17 protein-coding genes are annotated in these 18810 nt (G+C 71.7%); 6 read left to right on the forward strand and 11 right to left on the reverse strand.

Features of this window, described 5'->3' with window-relative positions:
• Positions 1-23: 23 nt before the first annotated feature.
• Positions 24-1241, reverse strand: a complete 1218-nt coding sequence (locus OG714_RS48465; protein WP_406130873.1) for a low temperature requirement protein A — start codon at positions 1239-1241, stop codon at positions 24-26.
• Between the two features lie 106 nt (positions 1242-1347).
• Here OG714_RS48465 and OG714_RS48470 point away from each other — a divergent pair, with 106 nt between their 5' ends.
• Positions 1348-2043 carry a ribonuclease H gene (locus tag OG714_RS48470; protein ID WP_406130874.1) on the forward strand — a complete coding sequence of 232 codons (696 nt, stop codon included), beginning with the start codon at positions 1348-1350 and terminating at the stop codon, positions 2041-2043.
• Positions 2044-2061: 18 nt separating this feature from the next.
• On the opposite strand, the gene OG714_RS48475 is transcribed toward OG714_RS48470, so the two are convergent.
• Entirely contained in the window at positions 2062-2415 is a 354-nt protein-coding gene (locus OG714_RS48475; RefSeq protein ID WP_406130875.1) for a hypothetical protein, read from the reverse strand.
• A gap of 122 nt (positions 2416-2537) precedes the next feature.
• Between OG714_RS48475 and OG714_RS48480 the strand changes: the two genes are divergently transcribed.
• The 3 genes from OG714_RS48480 to OG714_RS48490 all read left to right on the forward strand — a co-directional run bounded on the left by OG714_RS48480 (position 2538) and on the right by OG714_RS48490 (position 5946).
• Positions 2538-3749, forward strand: coding sequence for an FAD-dependent monooxygenase (locus OG714_RS48480; RefSeq protein WP_406130876.1), 1212 nt, complete (start codon positions 2538-2540; stop codon positions 3747-3749).
• Between the two features lie 119 nt (positions 3750-3868).
• Positions 3869-5362 carry an MFS transporter gene (locus OG714_RS48485; RefSeq protein WP_406130877.1) on the forward strand — a complete coding sequence of 498 codons (1494 nt, stop codon included), beginning with the start codon at positions 3869-3871 and terminating at the stop codon, positions 5360-5362.
• Positions 5359-5946, forward strand: a complete 588-nt coding sequence (locus OG714_RS48490) for a TetR family transcriptional regulator (protein WP_406130878.1) — start codon at positions 5359-5361, stop codon at positions 5944-5946. Before OG714_RS48485 ends, OG714_RS48490 begins: the two co-directional genes overlap by 4 nt.
• Positions 5947-5968: 22 nt before the next feature.
• Here the strand turns inward: OG714_RS48490 and OG714_RS48495 are convergent, their stop codons facing one another.
• Positions 5969-7702, reverse strand: a complete 1734-nt coding sequence (locus tag OG714_RS48495) for a cholesterol oxidase substrate-binding domain-containing protein (protein ID WP_406130879.1) — start codon at positions 7700-7702, stop codon at positions 5969-5971.
• A 136-nt stretch (positions 7703-7838) separates the two neighbouring features.
• Here OG714_RS48495 and OG714_RS48500 point away from each other — a divergent pair, with 136 nt between their 5' ends.
• Positions 7839-8822, forward strand: coding sequence for an aldo/keto reductase (locus OG714_RS48500; protein ID WP_406130880.1), 984 nt, complete (start codon positions 7839-7841; stop codon positions 8820-8822).
• Positions 8823-8899: 77 nt separating this feature from the next.
• On the forward strand, positions 8900-9388 hold the full coding sequence (locus tag OG714_RS48505) for a DUF6328 family protein (protein WP_406130881.1): 489 nt from the start codon (positions 8900-8902) through the stop codon (positions 9386-9388).
• Here the strand turns inward: OG714_RS48505 and OG714_RS48510 are convergent.
• The 8 genes from OG714_RS48510 to OG714_RS48545 all read right to left on the reverse strand — a co-directional run bounded on the left by OG714_RS48510 (position 9321) and on the right by OG714_RS48545 (position 18744).
• A complete protein-coding gene (locus OG714_RS48510) occupies positions 9321-9968 on the reverse strand; it encodes a DUF2238 domain-containing protein (protein WP_406132195.1) in 648 nt (215 codons plus the stop codon). The genes OG714_RS48505 and OG714_RS48510 overlap by 68 nt on opposite strands.
• 111 nt (positions 9969-10079) lie before the next feature.
• Positions 10080-11102, reverse strand: a complete 1023-nt coding sequence (locus OG714_RS48515) for a hypothetical protein (protein WP_406132196.1) — start codon at positions 11100-11102, stop codon at positions 10080-10082.
• A gap of 115 nt (positions 11103-11217) precedes the next feature.
• The gene (locus OG714_RS48520) at positions 11218-12870 is read right to left on the reverse strand and encodes a serine/threonine protein kinase (RefSeq protein ID WP_406130882.1); all 1653 of its coding nucleotides are present in this window, start codon (positions 12868-12870) and stop codon (positions 11218-11220) included.
• A 352-nt stretch (positions 12871-13222) separates the two neighbouring features.
• Positions 13223-14182, reverse strand: a complete 960-nt coding sequence (locus OG714_RS48525; protein WP_406130883.1) for a pyridoxal-phosphate dependent enzyme — start codon at positions 14180-14182, stop codon at positions 13223-13225.
• 82 nt (positions 14183-14264) lie between these two features.
• Positions 14265-15293: a polyprenyl synthetase family protein gene (locus OG714_RS48530; protein WP_406130884.1), complete on the reverse strand. Its 1029-nt coding sequence runs from the start codon at positions 15291-15293 to the stop codon at positions 14265-14267.
• Positions 15290-16336 carry a tetratricopeptide repeat protein gene (locus tag OG714_RS48535; RefSeq protein ID WP_406132197.1) on the reverse strand — a complete coding sequence of 349 codons (1047 nt, stop codon included), beginning with the start codon at positions 16334-16336 and terminating at the stop codon, positions 15290-15292. Before OG714_RS48535 ends, OG714_RS48530 begins: the two co-directional genes overlap by 4 nt.
• Before the next feature lie 200 nt (positions 16337-16536).
• Positions 16537-17214, reverse strand: a complete 678-nt coding sequence (locus tag OG714_RS48540; protein ID WP_019057080.1) for an AIM24 family protein — start codon at positions 17212-17214, stop codon at positions 16537-16539.
• 66 nt (positions 17215-17280) lie between these two features.
• The gene (locus OG714_RS48545) at positions 17281-18744 is read right to left on the reverse strand and encodes a CAP domain-containing protein (RefSeq protein WP_406130885.1); all 1464 of its coding nucleotides are present in this window, start codon (positions 18742-18744) and stop codon (positions 17281-17283) included.
• Positions 18745-18810 lie beyond the last annotated feature (66 nt).

Below are 18810 nucleotides of genomic sequence, written 5' to 3' on the forward strand. Positions count from 1 at the left end.
CGGCCGTCGGTCGCCCAAGCCGGTCACTCGGTGCTCAGTCCTCCCTCGTAGTGGGACACACGGTTGGCCACGGCGACTCCCCAGGGGATGCCGAAGAGCAGGACGAGTGCCAGGCCGAGGACGAGCGGAGCCGGGCGCAGGGCGCCCACCGCCACACACAGGACGGCCATCGCGACACAGGTGCGGGCCAGGGGGCGGTAGAGCCCGAGGTTCTCGTTCCAGTGGCGCAGGGACGCCGCGAGCACCATCGTCGCGCAGAGCACGACGGCCGCGCCCCCGCACAGCACCCAGGCCGTGGCCGCGGGGGTCCGGCTGTCGTGGGCGTGCTCGACGAGGCCGACCATCGCGGCGCCCATGGCGGCGACCGCGGCCGTGATCGGCAGGTGGACCACCATCCACCGCAGGGCGCACGCGCGTGTGGGCCTCGGCAGCCGGTGTCCGGCGAAGTCGAAGTAGGTCCACCACGCGCCGAACCCGACGACCACGGCGACGAGTCCGACGGCGAGGGTGAGCGCGTTGGTCGGCTCGTGGGCCAGTCCGTCGACCACTCCGGTCACGTTCTCGCCGAGCACGATGATGATGAACAGCCCGAACCGTTCCGCGAGCGCGTCGGTCACACTCAGCGCGACCACCTGTTCCGGGATGGCCCTCCCGATCACGAACACGAACCCCGCCAGGTAGCCGACGGCCAGCACACCCCACGTCAGCACGCGGGCGTTCGCGGGCAGGGCCGCGCTCGCCGCGAGTACGACCGCGCAGGCCGCCGTCCCCGTCACGTACAGCATGCTGGGGCGCCGGAATTCGGGCGTGTCACCGCGCGAGGCGAGCAGCCACAGCAGCGCCAGGACCGCGAACAGCACCCCCGCGTCCACGGCGAACGCGGCACCGCGCTCGTCGCCCGCCCCGGGGATGAACGCGCCCAGCGGTACCAGCACGAGGATCTGCAGCAGGAACATGCTCCGGCCGCGCGCGTCCTCGTGGCCGTGCAGTTCGTGGTGCAGGCTGCCGTTGAGCCACGCGATCCACACCAGCGCGAACACCGCCGCGAACAGGCCCAGTCCGTGCCAGTCGAGCTCCCCGGACAGATGATGGGCGGCCTGCGCGACCAGGACGACCACGACCAGGTCGTAGAAGAGTTCCAGCGGTCCGACCACCCGCTCGCGCGGCTGCTCCCCGTGGGGGCGCGGAGGCCGCCACAAGTGGCGGCGCACCCGGGCCCATTGGTCCTGTCGCGTGGTCATGCGCGCAGCGTAGAGGGCCGGCGGACGAGATCTCGGACACGGTCCGCGGACTTCCGCGGGGGCAGGGCCGGTTCACCCGCGGCCGAGTCCGTGGCGCGGCCGTGGCATGATCGGGCGCATGCGTGAACGTGTGGTGGCCGCGTGCGACGGGGCTTCGAAAGGGAATCCCGGGCCGGCCGCCTGGGCCTGGGTCGTCTCGGACGACAAGGAGAGCCCGGCCCGCTGGGAGGCGGGACCGCTCGGCAAGGCCACCAACAACGTCGCCGAACTCACCGCGCTGGAGCGCCTGTTGACGGCGACCGCACCGGACGTACCGCTGGAGATCCGCATGGACTCGCAGTACGCCATGAAGGCGGTCACCACCTGGTTGCCCGGCTGGAAGCGCAACGGCTGGAAGACCTCCGGCGGCAAGCCCGTCGCCAACCAGGAGCTGGTCGTCCGTATCGACGAACTGCTCGACGGCCGCTCGGTCGAGTTCCGTTACGTCCCCGCCCACCAGGTCGACGGCGACCCGCTGAACGACTTCGCCGACCGCGCGGCCAGTCAGGCGGCCATCGTCCAGGAGCCCGCGGGCAGCGACCTCGGCTCCCCGGCACCGCCCCCCTCGCCCGACACCCCGAAGAAGCCCGCCCGCGCGGGTGGGGCCAAGTCGGCCCGGAAGAGCACGAGTTCGGCCTCGCGCACGATCAAGGCCAAGTTCCCCGGCCGCTGCCTGTGCGGCCGCGCCTACGCGGCCGGCGAACCCATCAGCAAGAACGCCAAGGGGTGGGGCCACCCGGAGTGCGCCACGGCCGAGGCGTAAGCACCCCGCCGGGCCGGTTCACTCCAGGGTGAGGTCCGAACGCATGGCCGTACGCAGGGAGTTGAGCGCCCTGTCGACGGCAGCCATGGTGGACGACCACTCGGGGTCGGCGCTGACGTCGGGTCCGTCGAAGCGGTCCCGCAGGTCCCGGACCGACCTGAACGCCTGGTTCGCCGTGTCGCCGAGCGGCCCGGGGGCGATGATCAGCATCTGGTAGCGGAGCTGGTAGGCGTCGGTGGACCCCAGGATCTCGCCCGCCTGCCTGATGCGTTCTTCCCTGGTCAGACCGGTGGTGCGCTTCAGGTCCCGGAGCCGGTGCGTGGTGAGCGAGAGCGCCCCGAGGGCGGTGCCTGCGAGAGTTCCCCAGTCCACGGTCCGATGGTAGGCAGGCGCGGCGGAACCGGAACACCGGGGCGCCGGGGGATCGTCACGCCTCCGTGCTGCTACTCTGCGGTTCCACTTGACCACTTTGAGTAATCTCCAGGGGTGTGCGCGTGAAGGTCGCCTGTGTCGGAGGCGGGCCCGCCGGTCTGTATCTCTCGATCCTGCTGAAGCGTCAGGACCCGTCCCACGACATCACCGTCTACGAGCGCAACCCCGAGGGTTCGACCTACGGCTGGGGCGTGACGTACTGGCGTGGACTGCTCGACCAACTCCGGGAGTACGACCCCGAGTCGGCGCAGGCCGTGGACGAGCACTCGGTGCGCTGGAGCGACGGCGTTGCCCGCATCCGGGACCTGACGACCACCCAGCCCGGCGACGAGGGCCACGGCATCGGCCGCCACCGGCTCCTCAAGATCCTCGCCGAACGGGCCCGATCCCTGGGCGTGCGGCTGGAGTTCGAGTGCGAGGTCACCGCCGACGACCTGCCCGACGCCGATCTCATCGTCGCCGCCGACGGAGTCAACAGCGCGCTGCGCACCCGCCACGCCGACCACTTCGGCGCCGAACTCAAGCCCGGCCGCAACCAGTACATCTGGCTCGGCACCAGCAAGGTCTTCGGCTCCTTCACCTTCGCCTTCGTGGAGACCGACCACGGCTGGATCTGGTGCTACGGCTACGCGTTCGGCCCCGAGGGCAGCACCTGCGTCATCGAGTGCGCACCCGAGACCTGGACCGGTCTCGGCCTCGACACCGCGGCCGAGGCCGACGGACTCGCCCTGCTGGAAAAGCTCTTCGCCGACCTCCTCGACGGCCACTCGCTGATCGGCCGCGCCTCGGCCGACGGCAGCGCCCAGTGGCTGAACTTCCGCACCCTCACCAACCGCACCTGGCACCGCGACAACCTCGTCCTGCTCGGCGACGCCGCCCACACCACCCACTACTCCATCGGCGCCGGCACCACCCTCGCCCTGGAGGACGCCATCGCGCTCGCGGACGCCCTGCGCGACCACACCGAACTGCCGCAGGCCCTCGCCGCCTACGAACAGCGGCGTAGATCCGCCCTGTTGTCCATCCAGAGCGCGGCCCGCTACAGCGCCCAGTGGTACGAGAACCTCCAGCGCTACATCCACCTGCCCCCGCACCGCATGTTCGCCCTGCTCGGCCAGCGGCACTCGCCCCTGCTGCCGTACGTCCCGCCGCAGGTGTACTACGGCATCGACAAGGCGGCCGGGCGGCTGGAGGCGCTGCGGCGGTTCAAGCGCTGGCTCGGCCCCAAGGTCGCGCGGACCGTGCACGCGCGAGCGCTCGCCGCCCGCAAGTAGGGCGCTCTCCGTGCGCGGTCCGGCTGCCGCGGGCGGCCGCGGAAGGTTGGGTGAATGGCTATTCACCAGTTAGGGTGAATAGCCATTCACCTTCTTTATTCGTGCCAGCTGGAGTGCCGATGGGTCAGCCCGTCCCGATACCCGCCCCGCCCGGCAGCACCGCCGGGCGGACCCCCGTGCGGGACCGGCTCACCGTTCCGGTGCTGGCGTTCGGCGGGATCCTGATGGCGGTCATGCAGACCGTGGTCGTTCCGCTGCTGCCGTCCCTGCCCCGGCTCACCCACTCCTCCGCCGGCGCCGTCTCCTGGATGGTCACCGCGACCCTGCTCTCCGGCGCCGTCCTCACTCCCGTGCTCGGCCGGGCCGGCGACATGTACGGCAAGCGCCGGGTCCTGACGAGCGCCCTCGGCCTGATGACCGTCGGCTCGGTCATGTGCGCCCTGTCCTCCGACATCCGCGTCCTCATCTTCGCCCGCGCCCTGCAAGGCGCCGCGGCCGCGGTGGTCCCCCTGTCGATCAGCATCCTGCGGGACGAACTGCCCCCGGAGCGCCGGGGCAGCGCGGTAGCGTTCATGAGCTCCACGGTCGGTATCGGTGCCGCGCTCGGACTGCCGCTCGCGGCGCTGATCGTGCAGTACGCCAACTGGCACGTCATGTTCTGGGCGACCAGCGCGCTCGGCGCGATCGGTGTGTGGGGGATCTGGTGGGCGGTGCGCGAGTCGCCCGTCCGCGAACCGGGCCGCTTCGACGTGCTCGGCGCGCTGGGCCTGGCCGTAGGACTGGTGTGTCTGCTGCTCGGAGTGTCCCAGGGCGGGCAGTGGGGGTGGGGCAGTCCGCGGATCCTGGGGCTGTTCCTCGCCACGGTCGTCGTGCTGGGCCTGTGGTGGTGGCAGCAACTCCGCGTGGAAAAGCCGCTGGTGGACCTGCGGCTGGTGTCGCGGCCCCGGGTGGGCCTGTCCCATGTGGCGGCCCTGCTGACCGGCTTCGCGTTCTACGCCAACTCCCTGGTCACCGCCCAGCTGGTGCAGGCGCCCAAGTCCACCGGGTACGGGCTCGGACTGTCCATCGTGCAGACCGGCCTGTGCCTGCTGCCCGGCGGTATCACCATGCTGCTGCTCTCACCCGTCTCGGCCCGGATCTCGGCGGCCCGCGGCCCGCGCATCACGCTCGCCATCGGCGCCGCGATCATCGCGCTCGGCTATGTGGTGCGCATCGCCGACAGCCGGGACCTGTGGACGATCATCCTGGGCGCGACGGTCGTGGCCACCGGCACCACCTTCGCCTACTCGGCGCTGCCCACGCTCATCCTGCGCGCCGTCCCGGCCGGCCAGACCGCCTCCGCGAACGGCGTCAACGTCCTGATGCGCACCATCGGCCAGGCCGCCTCCAGCGCCGTGGTCGCCGCCGTACTGGTGCACCACACCAGCCTGGTCGGCGGGCTCCCGCTGCCCACGCTGCACGGATATCTGATGGCGTTCGCCATCGCGGGCGTGATCGCCCTGGTGGCGTGCGCGGCGGCACTGACCATCCCGGGCGACCCCGCCCCCGACGACACGCGGCCGGCTTCCGGCCGTGCTCAGGGCGCGCGGGACGAGGCATTGGAGGGAGCATGAGTGCCGTGAGCACCACTCCACCCACCGCGTCCCCGCCCGCACGCCGGGACGCCGAGGCGACCAAGGCGGCCATCCTCAGGGCCGCCCGCTACCTCCTCGCGCGCAACGCGCACGCCGACATCACGCTCAAGGCCGTCGCCGAACGCGCCGGTGTCAGCGCGCCGTTGATCCTCAAGTACTTCGGCAACAAGGACGCCCTCTTCGCCCGCGTCATGTCCTTCGAGACCGACGCCGAGGACCTCCTCGACGCCCCGCTCGACGGACTCGGCCGCCACATGGTCCGGCACGTCCTGGTCAGCCAGCGCGAGCGCGGCGCCGACCCGCTGCTGCGCATCGCGTTCGCACCCCTCCAAGGCGACCACGGCGACATCCTGCGCGTCAACTTCCGCGCCCATGTGGTCGATCGCCTCGCCGAACGCCTCCCCGGCCCCGAAGCCGCCCTGCGCGCCGAACTCGCCGTCGCGACGCTCCTCGGCCTCGGCGTCATGTACGGAATCGCCCGCGGCACCCGGCTGCGCGCGACCGCCATCGACGCGATCGTCGACCGCTATGGACCCACCGTGCAGGCGCACTTGACGCCCTGACCCGGAGACGGCCTGGCCGGACCTAGCCGAACAGCCGGTCCAGGAAGGCGTTCCCGAACACCCCGTGCGGGTCCAGCCGGTCGAAGGTCCCCGCCGCCTGCCCCCACACCGACTCCCCGAACGAGCCCGGGATCACCGTGCCCAGCACCTCCTCGTCGCTCCACGCGGCCTGCTCGGTGTAGGCCCAGCCCTTCGACCACTCGACCCGGGTCAGCGCGTCCGTGCCGTCGTGCGAGCGGAGCAGGAACTGCTCCAACTCCCGCAGGAACTCCTCCGCGTACGGCGTGCCGGGCAGGGTCAGGACGTCCAGCCAGATCGCCGTGTCCCACTCCGGGTGCTCGGCGCTGGGCCGCAGCGCGGACAGCAACGGCGGGCGGGCACCGGTGAGTTCGGTGTCGGTGGGGTGGTCGAGGCCGGTCACCCGGATCTCGACGGTGCCGTTGACCGGGAACCGGCCGAGTGCCGCGTACGCGGTGAGCCGTTCCTGGTAGAAGCCGGTGAACTCGTGGAGCACACGCTGCACTTGGGCCCGCGAGGTGAGCACCGCGTAGCCGTTCGCGGTCTCCCGCAGGGTCGTCGGCTTGACGTAGAGCAGCGTGTTCTTCGACGGCCCCCAAATGTCCGCCGACAGCGTCGTCGTCAACCCCAGTGCGGCCACGTCGAGTTGGGCGTTGCCGAGCACCGGGGCCAGATACCACGCGGCATCGGACAGGATCCGCCCGACGAGATCCGCGATCGGTGTCGGCACGTTGTCGGAGAACGGATAGTTGTACGGCGACGAGACGCGCCGTGAGGTCAGCGGCCGGGTCGGTGCGACGCTCCACACCTTCAGCCAGGGGAACCCGGTGAACGCGAACCAGATCGCCTCGGCCCGCCCCGACGCGTCCAGGAAGCTCGCGAAGGTCCGCCCGCCGGACCCGGGCGCCCCGAACAACTCGGTGGCCGGGATGTCCGTACGGCTCACGCAGCGCAGGTTCGCGTTCGCCCCGACCCGCAGCACGATCTCGGTGACCAGCGAACGCCCCAGATGCGCGAGGAGCGCGGCGCAGTCCGCCTCGTCGCGGGTGTAGGTCCGCGTCACGTACGCGCCGGTGTCCGTGTCCCACACCACCGCCGTCAGCGACAGCACCAGATTGCTGAGCGACCCGAAGGTGTGCCCGGCGGTCCGCTGCTCGCCGTGCGCCGGTACGGCGGTGCCGTGCGCGTCGACGGCCAGGGCGCCGCCGATCGTGAGGTCGCCGGGCGCGGGCGAGGCGGTGAGACCGAGGCCGTGGCCCTCCAGGAACGTGAGCAGCGCCTCCAGGGTGACACCGGTACCGGCCCGCACGGCGGAGCCGGAGTCCAGGGCCAGGCCCGTGAGGTGCGGGGCGGTGTCCACCAGCAGCACCGGCGCGTCCGACGTCGTACCGGACTCGATCGTGAGCGGTGACCAGCCGTGCGAGGAGCCGCGGGCGCGGACCCGCCAGCCGTGCTGCCAGGCCCAGTTGACGACGGACACCACCTGGTCGGCATCGGTCGGCGCGCACGCCCACAGCCCGTCGGCGGTGATCTCACCGACCCAGTTCCGGTATGCCGAGCGGTAGAGGTCCACATCGGTGGGGAAGTCGGGCAGCTCGGCCGCGGCGACGGCCGGATCGGCCGTCAGGAGTACGGGTACGGCGGCCAGGGCGGCCGCGGAGAGGAGGAAGCCGCGACGGGTCCAGGGAGCGGAACTGCCGCTCCCCGGCTGGAGGTTGTTCGCCACATGATCGGTCACGCGCACACGCTAGGTGCGTGTTGACACGAGTAGGCATCCTGCCGAATGGGTTCACTCGTGTGAGTGAAAGATTCACAGGTCACGGCCCGGAGGAGCCCGTTCCGCGCCTGTCGGTGGCGGATGACAGACTGAGGGCATGGACGAACGTGTAATCGGCAGGTCGCATCAGCAGTTGTCCGTCGTCGGTCTCGGCACCTGGCAGCTGGGCGCCGACTGGGGAGACGTCGACGACAAGGAAGCCCTCGCCGTGCTGGAGGCGGCGGCGGAGTCGGGGGTGACCTTCTTCGACACGGCCGACGTGTACGGCGACGGGCGCAGCGAGCAGACCATCGCCACCTTCCTGAGCGGCCGGCCCGATCTGCATGTCCTGGTCGCGACGAAGATGGGCCGCCGCGTCGACCAGATCCCGGAGAACTACGTCCTCGACAACTTCCGCGCGTGGAACGACCGTTCGCGCCGCAACCTCGGCGTCGACCGCATCGACCTCGTACAGCTGCACTGCCCGCCCACGGCGGTCTACTCCTCGGACGAGGTCTTCGACGCCCTCGACACCCTGGTCGCCGAGGAGCGCATCGCCCGGTACGGCGTCAGCGTGGAGACCTGCGAGGAAGCCCTCACCGCGATCGCCCGGCCGAACGTGACCAGCGTGCAGATCATCCTCAACGCCTTCCGCATGAAGCCCCTGCTCCAGGTGCTCCCGGCCGCCCAGGAGGCGGGCGTCGGCATCATCGCGCGCGTGCCGCTCGCGTCGGGCCTGCTGTCGGGCAAGTACACCAAGGACACGGTCTTCCCGGAGAACGACCACCGCACCTACAACCGCCACGGCGAGGCCTTCGACCAGGGCGAGACCTTCTCCGGCGTGGACTACGCGACGGGCGTCGAGGCCGCCGCCGAGTTCTCCGCCCTCGCCCCCGAGGGATACACCCCGGCCCAGCTGGCCCTGCGCTGGATCATCGACCAGCCCGGTGTCACCACGGTGATCCCCGGCGCCCGCTCACCCGAACAGGCCCGCGCCAACGCGGCGGCGGCCAAGCTGCCCGCCCTCTCCGAGGACACGCTCACCGCGATCCGGGACCTCTACGGCCGCCGGATCAAGGACCAGGTGGAGAGCCGCTGGTAGGCCCCGGCCTCCTTCGGACTGCCATCCGTCAGGCAGTTCTCCGTTTGAACGGTCGGCGGTCCGGTTACCCGGACCGCATGACCCAGGAGGAAGATCGGCGGACGGGGCGCGACGAGTCCGAGGACGAGCGGGCGGACCGGATGTGGGGCGAGCTCATCCAGGAGGTCCGGGTCGCGCAGACCGGCGTACAGATCCTGTTCGGGTTCCTGCTCACCGTCGTCTTCACCCCGAAGTACGAGCAGCTGGAGCACGCGAACCAGATCCTCTACCTCGTGACCGTCGTCCTCGGCGCCACCGCCACCGGCGCCCTGATCGGCCCGGTGTCCCTGCACCGCCTGGTCTCCGGCCGGAGCGTGAAACCCCAGGCGGTGCGCTGGGCGTCCCGGCTGACCTTCGTCGGCCTCGTCCTGCTGCTCGCCACGATGACCTCCGCGCTGCTGCTGGTCCTCCGCGTCGCTACCCACGACGCGTATGTGCCCTGGCTGGTCGCGGGGGTCGTCACCTGGTACCTGCTGTGCTGGTTCGTGCTGCCGCTGTGGGCACGGCACCGTTATACGACCCGATGACCCCGAGCCGCGCCATCTGCCGGTCGTGCACGCGGCTGAGCACCAGCACCGAGACCGTGGCCCCGATCAGCGCGCAGAACATGTCCCACTGCGTGTCCCACACATCCCCCTGAGTGGCCAGGAAGGCGTCCGCGCTGTGCCCGCCGATCACGGCCGCCGCCCACTCGAAGAGCTCGAACAGGGCGCTGAAGGCGAGACACGCGCACACGGTGAGCGGCGCCAGCCAGCGGCTGCCGCGCAGCGGTGAGGTGCGGGTGAGCAACTCCCTTACCAGGACCGCCGGTACGAAGCCCTGCATGAGGTGGCCGAGACGGTCGTAGGGATTGCGGCTGAGACCGAGGGTGTCGCGGACCCAGTCGCCCGCCGGTACCTCCGCGTACGTGTAGTGGCCGCCCACGGCGAGGACCAGCGCGTGCGCCGCGAGCAGACAGCACAGCAGGCCGGTCATGGGGAAGCGGCGCCAGGTCAGGACGATCACCGGGAGTCCGGCGAAGACCCACACGGTCTCCAGGAACCACGTCGTGCGGTCGTGCGGCTGCCAGGCGGAGAGGGCCATGCCGACGACCACCAGCGCGACCATGGCGGCGGGCAGACGGCGCCGCGGTGCGGAGGGCAGAACGGACACGATGGGGCTCCCTTGTCGTGGGGAGCCCCATCGTGTCCGAAGGCCGAAGCCGCTACATGAGTACGGCTACTCAGCCGGAGTGGTGGTCTTGCGCAGCGCGCTGAGGCAGCTGTCGATGGCCTGCTGGAGTTCCTCCAGACGCTGGACCATGTCGTCCTCGTAGAAGTCCTGGGCGTCGTCGAAGGTCAGCTCCTCGAACGCCTTCGTGGCCTTCTGGAGGCTGCTGTAGAACTTGGTCCGCTTCTCCTGGACGCGCAGTTCGGGGTCGGCCTCGACCGCCTCGACGACCAGGTTCTTCATCGTGTCGTAGGCCTCGGTCGCCCACCCGCCGGTGTCCTCGCCGTCCTCCAGTTCGTCGAGGAGCGACAGGTGCCGCTCGGCCTCCTGGCGCAGGTCCACGGGCGCGTCGACGGTCTGGCCGGCCGGGGTCTTGATCTGGCCCGACTCGGCGATCTGGCGCACATAGCCGATCCGGTCCGCCGAGCGGCTCTCCGTCGCCACCGCCTTCTTCAGGTCGTCGGTGCGCACGACGTCCCGCGCCAGCTCGGACTGGAGCTCCGGGTCCTCGCGGACGCGGTCCAGCAGTGCCTGCCGGGCGGCCCGCGCGGTGGACGGGTCGGCGAGGATCGCGGCGCGCAGCGCGGTCGGGTTCTCCGCGACCTCCAGCGCCTTGGTGGGGCGGATGCCCTCGGCCTCGGCGGCCTCGGTGATGGCGGTGCCGCGCTCGGAGGTGGCGCTGGAACGGGAGACGTAGTAGTTCAACCACACGTCGGCGTCCGGGAGTTCGACCTCCTGGCCGGGGGCCAGCTCCTCGAAGTGCGGGACGAGACCGTCGTCCGCGGCCCGGTCCCAGGCCTTGTAGTAACGCATGACACGCTCGGGGGAGCAGTCGGCGAGTTCGGCGAACTCCTTCGCGGACACCTTCTGCGTCTCGTCCGCGCTCTGCCCGCCGGGCCGGACGCTGCGCGCCACCTTGAGGCCGAACGCCCAGCCGCCGGTGCGGGCGTAGGCTCCGAACTCGTGCGCGTCCCGGGCGACGAGGCCTGCGTCGTCGAGGGCGGTGAAGGACGTCTCGGCCTGGTCGATCACTACGGTCAAGGCGGACTCTCCTGGGCTTGTGATGAGGCATGGTGCGAACAGGCAGCCTATATCCACCCATTGCCGCTGGTTTGAGCGCCCGGCCCTCGCGTCGCCGTCAGCGCCGTCAGTTCGATTCCCGCCGGAAGGTCTTGAAGAAGGTCTGCAACGCCTGACGGTTGGCCGCGTCGTTCCATTCGTCGGCGGGCGTCGTCCACCGTAGCGAGAAACTGCGCCCGCCGCCGATCAGGAAGCCGCGCCCGAGCGTGCGCACCCGGTCCTCGCCGGTGCCGGAGAACCACTCCAGGTCGGCCGCCTTGTCGCCCTGGTACGTGGTGGCCCGGATGTCGCCGATCTGCTGGAAGCCCTCGGTCTGCTTCAGCCCCGGCAGGACGTCGTCCCGCCACACGGCGACCGGGTCCGGGCCCGCCTGCGTGCTGTACGTCACGGCCAGCGTGCGCGGGTCACCCGTGGCGCCGAAGGTGACCCGGTAGGCGTCGGACGCCGTCTGGGTCTCCAGCACCTTCCAGCCCTTGGGGAGCGCGACGGAGAAACCCTGCGGCGCCTTGAACACCCGGAAGCCGGCCGGCAGCGCCGAGGCGGTGGGGGAGGGGGACGCGGTCACGGAGGGCGAGGCGGACACGGAAGGGGACGGCGAGGCGGGGGATGTGGGCGACGGCGTGGCGGACGGGGAGTAGGCGTGACCGTCGACGTTCTCGCCGGGGGTGCTGACCGAGGCGGACGCGGAGGCGGACGGGAGCGGCGAGGGGGAGCCCGCCGCCGAGGTCTCGGTGCCGGGCAGCTGGTGGGTGGCGGCGAGGACGGCGACCGTGACCGTGCCGACGGCGAGGGCGGTCCCGACGGCCATGCCCCGGCCGCTCCAGGTGGTCCCCGCCCCGCGCACGGCGTCGTAGGCCCGCCGCAGCCGGGGCAGCGGGACCGCCTCGCGGTCGGCGTACGGGTCGTCGTTCAGGATGCGGGTGAGGGACTCGCGGACCACCGGGCGGGTCAGCCGCTCCCGGGAGTTCTTGCGCAGCAGCCCCTGCACGACCTGCGCCAGCGGCCCGGCGCGCGACGGGCCGCGCATCGGGAGACGGTCGACGCCCTTCATGGTCGCCTCGGGGCGGCCCCGGTCGCGGAACGGCGGGTGTCCCTCGACCAGCGTGTAGAGGATCGCGCCCAGCGCCCACAGGTCGGCGGCCGGACCGATGCGCTCGTCCCTGGCCTGTTCCGGCGAGGCGTACGACGGCGCGGTGATCCGCGGCGCGAGGGTGGCGCCCGCGAGTCCGAAGCCGGTGAGGACGACCCCGCCCCGGTCCCGCACGAACACCTGGCCCGGGCTGAGTTCGCCGTGCGTGATGCCCTCGCTGTGTGCCGCCTCCAGGATGTCGAGCAGTTCGAGTCCGATGCGGGCGGCCCGCACATAGTGGAACGTGCCCTGCTGGGCGAGGAGTTGGCCGAGCGGCGTGCCGTCGATCCAGTCGGTGACGGTCCACAGCGTGCCGCCCTCCTCGACGGCGTCGACGACCGGCGCGACCCGGGTGGGGCAGAGCAGCACCATGACGTCGGTGGTCCGCCGGATGCCGGCGGTGATCCGGCCGGCGCCCTCCGGATCCGGGGCGACGGGAAGGGTCACCTGTGTGAGGAGGCAGGGCTGTTCGGCGATCGTGTCCTCGCCGTACCAGGAGACGCGGTTGGTCTCGCGGTGCGCGACCTCCATGGGCCGGTATCTGCCGGCGACCGACTCGTGTACGGAGACGTGCGTCTCGACCATGGCCATCCCTCGCTGAACCCCTGGCTCTCACCTTTCCCAGAAGTACGGCGGGTGTGCCGGGCTGCGTTCAAAGGAAGCCCAATTCCCTTGTGTTTCTTGCCTTTTATTCAACGGTGCCGAGCAGGTGTGCGAGAAAATCGAGTCGCGGGGAGCTCCCAGGTCGCCGCTCGTGTGCCGGGGCCGGTGAATTCGCGCCGGAGGCCTCCATGGCGGAATACCACCGCCCCGACCTGGTGGTAACCAGCGGTAAACGCCGACATGAAGACCGCGAATACACGGGGTTTGTCGACAACGTAGTCAAGGGAAACCGTCCACGATCCCGTCAACGAGCCTGTCGACGAAGTGAGTTGACGGAAAGTCAGCGCAGTCCGAAGCCTTCGGACCAGGCCGAGATCTCCCCGACGGTCGCGTTGCCCCCGCAGACCACGAGGCCGAGCCGGGCGCCGTCACCGACCCGCCGCAGCACCTGCCGGGCGGCGGGCAGCAGACAGCCCGCGGCGGGCTCGGTCCACACCTTGGCGTGCTCGGCGAGGTCGAGACAGCCCCGCACGGCGTCCCGGTCGGGGACGGTCAGCACCTCGGTGACCAGGGCCGACACATGGTCGTACGTCAGCTGCGACACGGCCGGCGCGCTGAGCGTGGTCACGATCGACGACGGTGTGACCGGCACCGGGCCGCCCGCCGCGAGCGCCGCGGACATGGCCTCGGCGCCCTCCGTCTCCACGCCCCAGACCCGGATCCCGGGCCGGCGGGCGTGCAGGGCGGCGGCGATGCCGGCGATCAGGCCACCGCCGCCGATGCTGACCAGGACGTCGGTGAGTTCACCGGCGTCCTCCGCGAACTCCAGCCCCACGGTGCCCTGTCCGGCGATCACCACCGGGTCGTCGAACGGGTGGACCAGGGTCAGCCCCTCGTCCCGCAACCGGTTCACCAGCTCGAACGCGCTCGGCATGTCGTCGGTCAGCCGCAGCGACGCGCCCGCCGCCTCGACCAGCGCGACGGAGCGCGCCGGCGCCGAACGCGGCATGACCACCGTCGCCTTCACATCGAGCGCCGCCGCCATGACCGCGAGCGCGATCCCGTGGTTGCCGCCGCTGACCGCCACCACTCCGGCCGCCAGCTCACCCTCGCTCAGCGACAGCAGCTTCGCCGTCGCCCCGCGCGCCTTGAAGGAGCCCGTGCGCTGCAACAGCTCCAGCTTCGTCGTGACCGGGACACCGAGCAGCTCGGAGAGCCCGAAGCTCTCCAGGGTCGGGGTGCGTACGACGTGTCCGGCGATCCGCTCGGCGGCGGCTTCGATCTCCGAGATGCCGATCAAGGCAGTGATCCTTCCGGCACGGGGACAGGTGACCCGTGCCGATTCGACCCTGACCCGGAAAGGACGCGCAGGTCAACACGTTTCAGAGATCGCGGCGCACCAGGAACTCCAGCAGGGACCGCAGGTCGTCCGCGGGCCCGGCCGCCAGCGGCACACCGGCGAGAGCCGTCTCCACGGCGCCGATGTGCCGACGGGCCTCCGCCAGCGCGGCCGCACGGCCACCCGCCTCCTCGATCAGCGCTGCCGCCACGGCGGGTGCGGTGCCCGAATCGAGGAGGGCGGCGAGGTGTTGGGCGCCTGGTGCGGAGAGCGCGGCCAGGACCGGGAAGGTCTTCTTGCGCTCCCGCAGATCGCCGTGCACGGGCTTGCCGGTCAGCGCCGGGTCGCCCCAGATCCCCAGGACGTCGTCGACCAGTTGGAAGGCGATGCCGAGATGCCGTCCGGCCCGGTCGAGCGCGGCGACCGTCGTCGGGGGCGCTCCGCCGAGCACGGCACCGAGCGCGACCGCGCAGCCGAGCAGCGCGCCCGTCTTGCCCTCGGCCATCGCCCGGTACTCGTCCGGGCCGACCCGCTCCGGCCCCGTCCAGGGGCGCGCCGCGAACAGCAGGTCGTCCGCCTGTCCGTGCACCAGGTCGCCGAGCGCCGTGGACAGCAGACGCAGCCCGCCCGCGCCACCAGGGGCCGCGGCGAGCGTCTCGACGGCCAGCGCGAACAGGGCGTCGCCCGCGAGGACGGCCGGCCCCGTGCCGTAGGCCTTCCAGACCGTGGGGCGGCGGCGCCGGGTCGGGTCGCCGTCCATGATGTCGTCGTGCAACAGCGAGAAGGTGTGCACCAGTTCCACCGCCACCGCCGCGGCGACCCCGGCCCGCCCGGGTGCTCCGGCCGCCTCCGCACCGAGCACGGCGAGGGCCTGCCGTACGCCCTTGCCGCCCGGCGCGGTGACGGGAGCGCCGCCCACCTCGCACCAGCCGAACGAATAGGCCGCCATCTCACCCATCCACGGATGCAGCCGCCCCACCGCCTCCGCCAGCGCGGGCCGCACCAAGTCCCGGCATCGGGACAGGACGTGGGGCACGGACGGTGCCGCTACGGTCGAGGAACGCGCCGTCACCGTACGACCTCCGCCGTGCCGCCGATGCCCAGCTCGTCCTGCGCCCGGGCCACCATCTCCCGCGCGTGCCGCAGGCCTATCCGTTCCAACGTCCGTGCCAGTTCGGCGAGTTCGGCCGCCGTCTCGGCGCGGTCGCGGCCCAGCCGGGCCAGGGACTTCGCCAGGCCCAGCCGCGAGAGGGCCTCGCCACGCGGCTCGCTCATCGCGCGGAACCCGGCGAGCGCCTGCTCGTAGAGGTCCCGTGCCTCGGCGTAACGCCCGGCGCGGTAAAAGACGTTGCCGCGCATCTTGTGGTTGTAGGCGAGCGCGCTGGACAACGTCATCGCACGGCAGCTCTCCTCCGCCTCGGACAGCAGGGCGAGCGCCCGCTCGGTGTCCCGGTCGCGCACAGAGACGATGTCGGCGAGTCCGCGCAGCGCCCAGGCGTGCCCGCGCCTGTCGTCGGCGCCCGCCGCGATCTCGGCCGCCTCCTCGAACATCGCGAACGCCGTGTCGTAGGAACCCCTGTTGCGATGGATCTGCGCGATGCCCTCCAGCGCCCACACCGTGTGCCGGGCCTCGCCGCGCTTGCGGGCCTCGGCGAGGAGCTGTTCGTGCAGGCGCGCCACGGCCTCGTAGTCGCCCTGGATGCGGCCGGTCTCGGCGAGGCCCGCCAGCGAGTAGCCCCGTACGACGATGTCGCCGCCGCGCTCGCCGAGTTCGGCCGCGAGCCCCAACAGCCGCCAGGCCAGCGGGAACGCGCCGCGCTGCCGGGCCAGAGTGCCGCCGCTCCACATCGCCCAGGCCATCGCGGCCGTGTCCCCGGCCTCGCGGGCCGCCCGGTAACTCGCCTTCCACGCCCGGTCCGCCTCCCGCACCTGCCCGAGCCGCCGGTGCGCCTCGGCGACCGCGAGCCCCGAGCGGGCCGCCTCCCCGCGCTGCCCGGACCGCTCGGCCGCCGCCAACTGCTCGGTGCCGGCGGCCAGTACGTCGACCAGTGAGGAGTTCACGGACAGGGTGGTGAGGGCGCCCTGGTACTCCGGAGCGAATGCCTTGCCGTACATCGATGCCTTCCGGTCCATATACACCGCATGTAGACACTGTGTGTATACGTGGTGGGTATACGTCGTGCGTATACATGTCGTGTATAGAGCGTCGAAAATGAGCCCTGGCCGTGGGGGCCAGGGCGTCATCCGCTGATGTGGATCAAGACGTCGATATGTAGGGCGAGGTTGCCTCTGAGGCGTAGATCACTCGCCGGACCTCAGTGCTGCTGCGCCTTCTGCGGGGTCTCCTCGCTGGGCCGGACGACGACGAACCCCTCGCCCTGGAGCATGAGTTGAACGGCCTCGCCGGAACCGCCGCGCAGCATCGACCCGATGGACTGCGAACGGTGCAGCGAGGTCTGGAGATGGGCCGACCAGCCGACCACGGCGTCCGTGTCGACGAACACCGGGTACTGCGGCGAGACCGGTATGACCAGCGGGTTGCCCTCGCAGACCAGGCCCAGCTTGCCCTGCCCGGTGAAGACGCTGTTGAAGAGACCGCCGCCCGCGATGCCGGAGCCCTTCACCGTCTTGATCGCGTACGACAGCGAGGCGTCGAAACACAGGACGTTGCGGCCGTTGACGGTGAACTCGTCACCGGGATCGATCTCGACCACGAAACAGTTCTGCGCCTCGTGCGCGAACCACGCCTCGCCCTGACCGCGCACCACCATCAGCGGCAGCCCCTCACCGGTGACCGCACGCTTGAGCATGCCGCCCACGCCCTGGCCCTTGCGCTCGAACTGGAGGTTGCCGCGGTAGGCGATCATCGCCCCCTGGCGGGCGAGCATCTCGCCGTTGACCGCGTACCTGATGCACTTGGCATTCTCGACGGTCATGCCCGGCGCGGTGGCCGGCTGCACCATGTGCTCACTGGAAAACAGATCACCCTTCATGCGGGCATCCTGACCCGGAAGAGCTCATTCCGCCAAGATCGTGGAGGGGTTGACCGTCCCGCGCGGTCAGGCGCCGAAGAGCTGCGTCCAGTACGTCCCCATCTGTCCGCCGCCCGCGAAGCCGATGCCGATGTGTGTGAAGTCCGGCTTGAGGATGTTGGCGCGATGGCCGGGGCTGTTCATCCACCCCTCCACGACCTCGGCGGCCGATCGCTGACCGGATGCGATGTTCTCGCCGATCGTGCGCCTGCGCGCAACCGCGGCGGCCGCCCGGTCCCAGGGCTGCGAGCCGTCGGGGGAGGTGTGTGAGTAGAAGGCGCGGGCCACCATGTCGGTGCTGTGCGCCTGCGCGGCGGCGGCCAGCAGCGGGTCTACGGCCAGTGCGCGCAGCCCTGCCCTGGCGCGCTCGGCGTTGGTCAGCTCGACGACCTGCTCCGCCGTGCGGGCCAGGCCGCGCGCGGTGGACGGCTTTGCCCACAATGCCGTCCAGAAGACGTCACCGGAGCGGGGGTCGACGGCCTGGGCGAGACCCGTGTGCGTGAACTCCCGCTCCAGCAGCGTCCGGCGGGCCTTCTCGGTGCGCAGGCAGTAGTCGACGAACCCGGCGGGGGTGAGCGGGCCGGAGACCAGGTGCTCGCCGATGGTGAGGTAGGCGTAGCCGGCGCGGACGACCCGCTGGTACACGGAGGTGCCGTCACCGCTCTCGGCGCCGAGGTGTCCGGCGGCGGCCATGCCTGCGGCGTGGGCCTGCGCGGCGGAGACGAGCCGGGGGTCGAGGGAGACCGGCGGCGAACCCGCGTCGGCGCGGGCCGAGTTGGCCAGGGTGAGGAAGTCGGTGCGGTCGGGCGTCGGGGAGGTGGGCGAGACGTGGTGCGGGCCGCCGGAGGGCGCCGTCCGGGGCGCGGGGATCGACGCTGATCGTCGCGGGTCGGACGCGGACGCGGGCCGCGAACTGGTCGTGGGCCGAGGAGGGGTGCCCGGTGTCGGGCGGGACGCGCCGGAGCCTGCGCCGCCTACCGCTCCCGCCCCTCGACCCGGCGCGGGAATCGCGTCCTCGGCGATGTCCACGCCGAAGTCCCGCGCGACCCCCGCGAGTCCGTCGGCGTACCCCTGTCCCAGCGCGCGCAGTTTCCAGCCGGTGCCGCGCCGGTAGAGCTCCGCGAGGAGCAGGACGGTCTCGCGCTGGGGGCGTTGCGGGGTGAAGCGGGTGAGGGGCCGGCCGCCGGTGTCCGTCACATGGAGGGTCGGTGCGGGCAGGCGGCCCAAGGGGGTCCCGGGATCGGCCGGGCTGATGACGACGGTGACCCGCGCGGCGCCGGTGCGCAGGCGGGCCGGGTCGATGGTCAGGGTGTCGTCCCGCAGCCGCGCTCCGGGCGCCGTCGGCTGGTTGTAGAACACGAAGTCCGCGTCACCGCCGACCTTGCCGCTCTCGTTCGTGATCAACGCCGACACGTCGAAGGGACCGGGAACCCACAGGGTCAGGGAGCCGCCCGGAAGAGGGAGATTGCCGCCCGGCACCAGCTCGTCCATGGCACCGCCCTTGCTGCTCGTGCCCGGTGGGGGAGTTCCCCGGTGGGGGCTTTCGGTGGGGGACTT

It is taken from the genome of Streptomyces sp. NBC_00989, from assembly GCF_045162655.1.
Classification (GTDB): domain Bacteria; phylum Actinomycetota; class Actinomycetes; order Streptomycetales; family Streptomycetaceae; genus Streptomyces.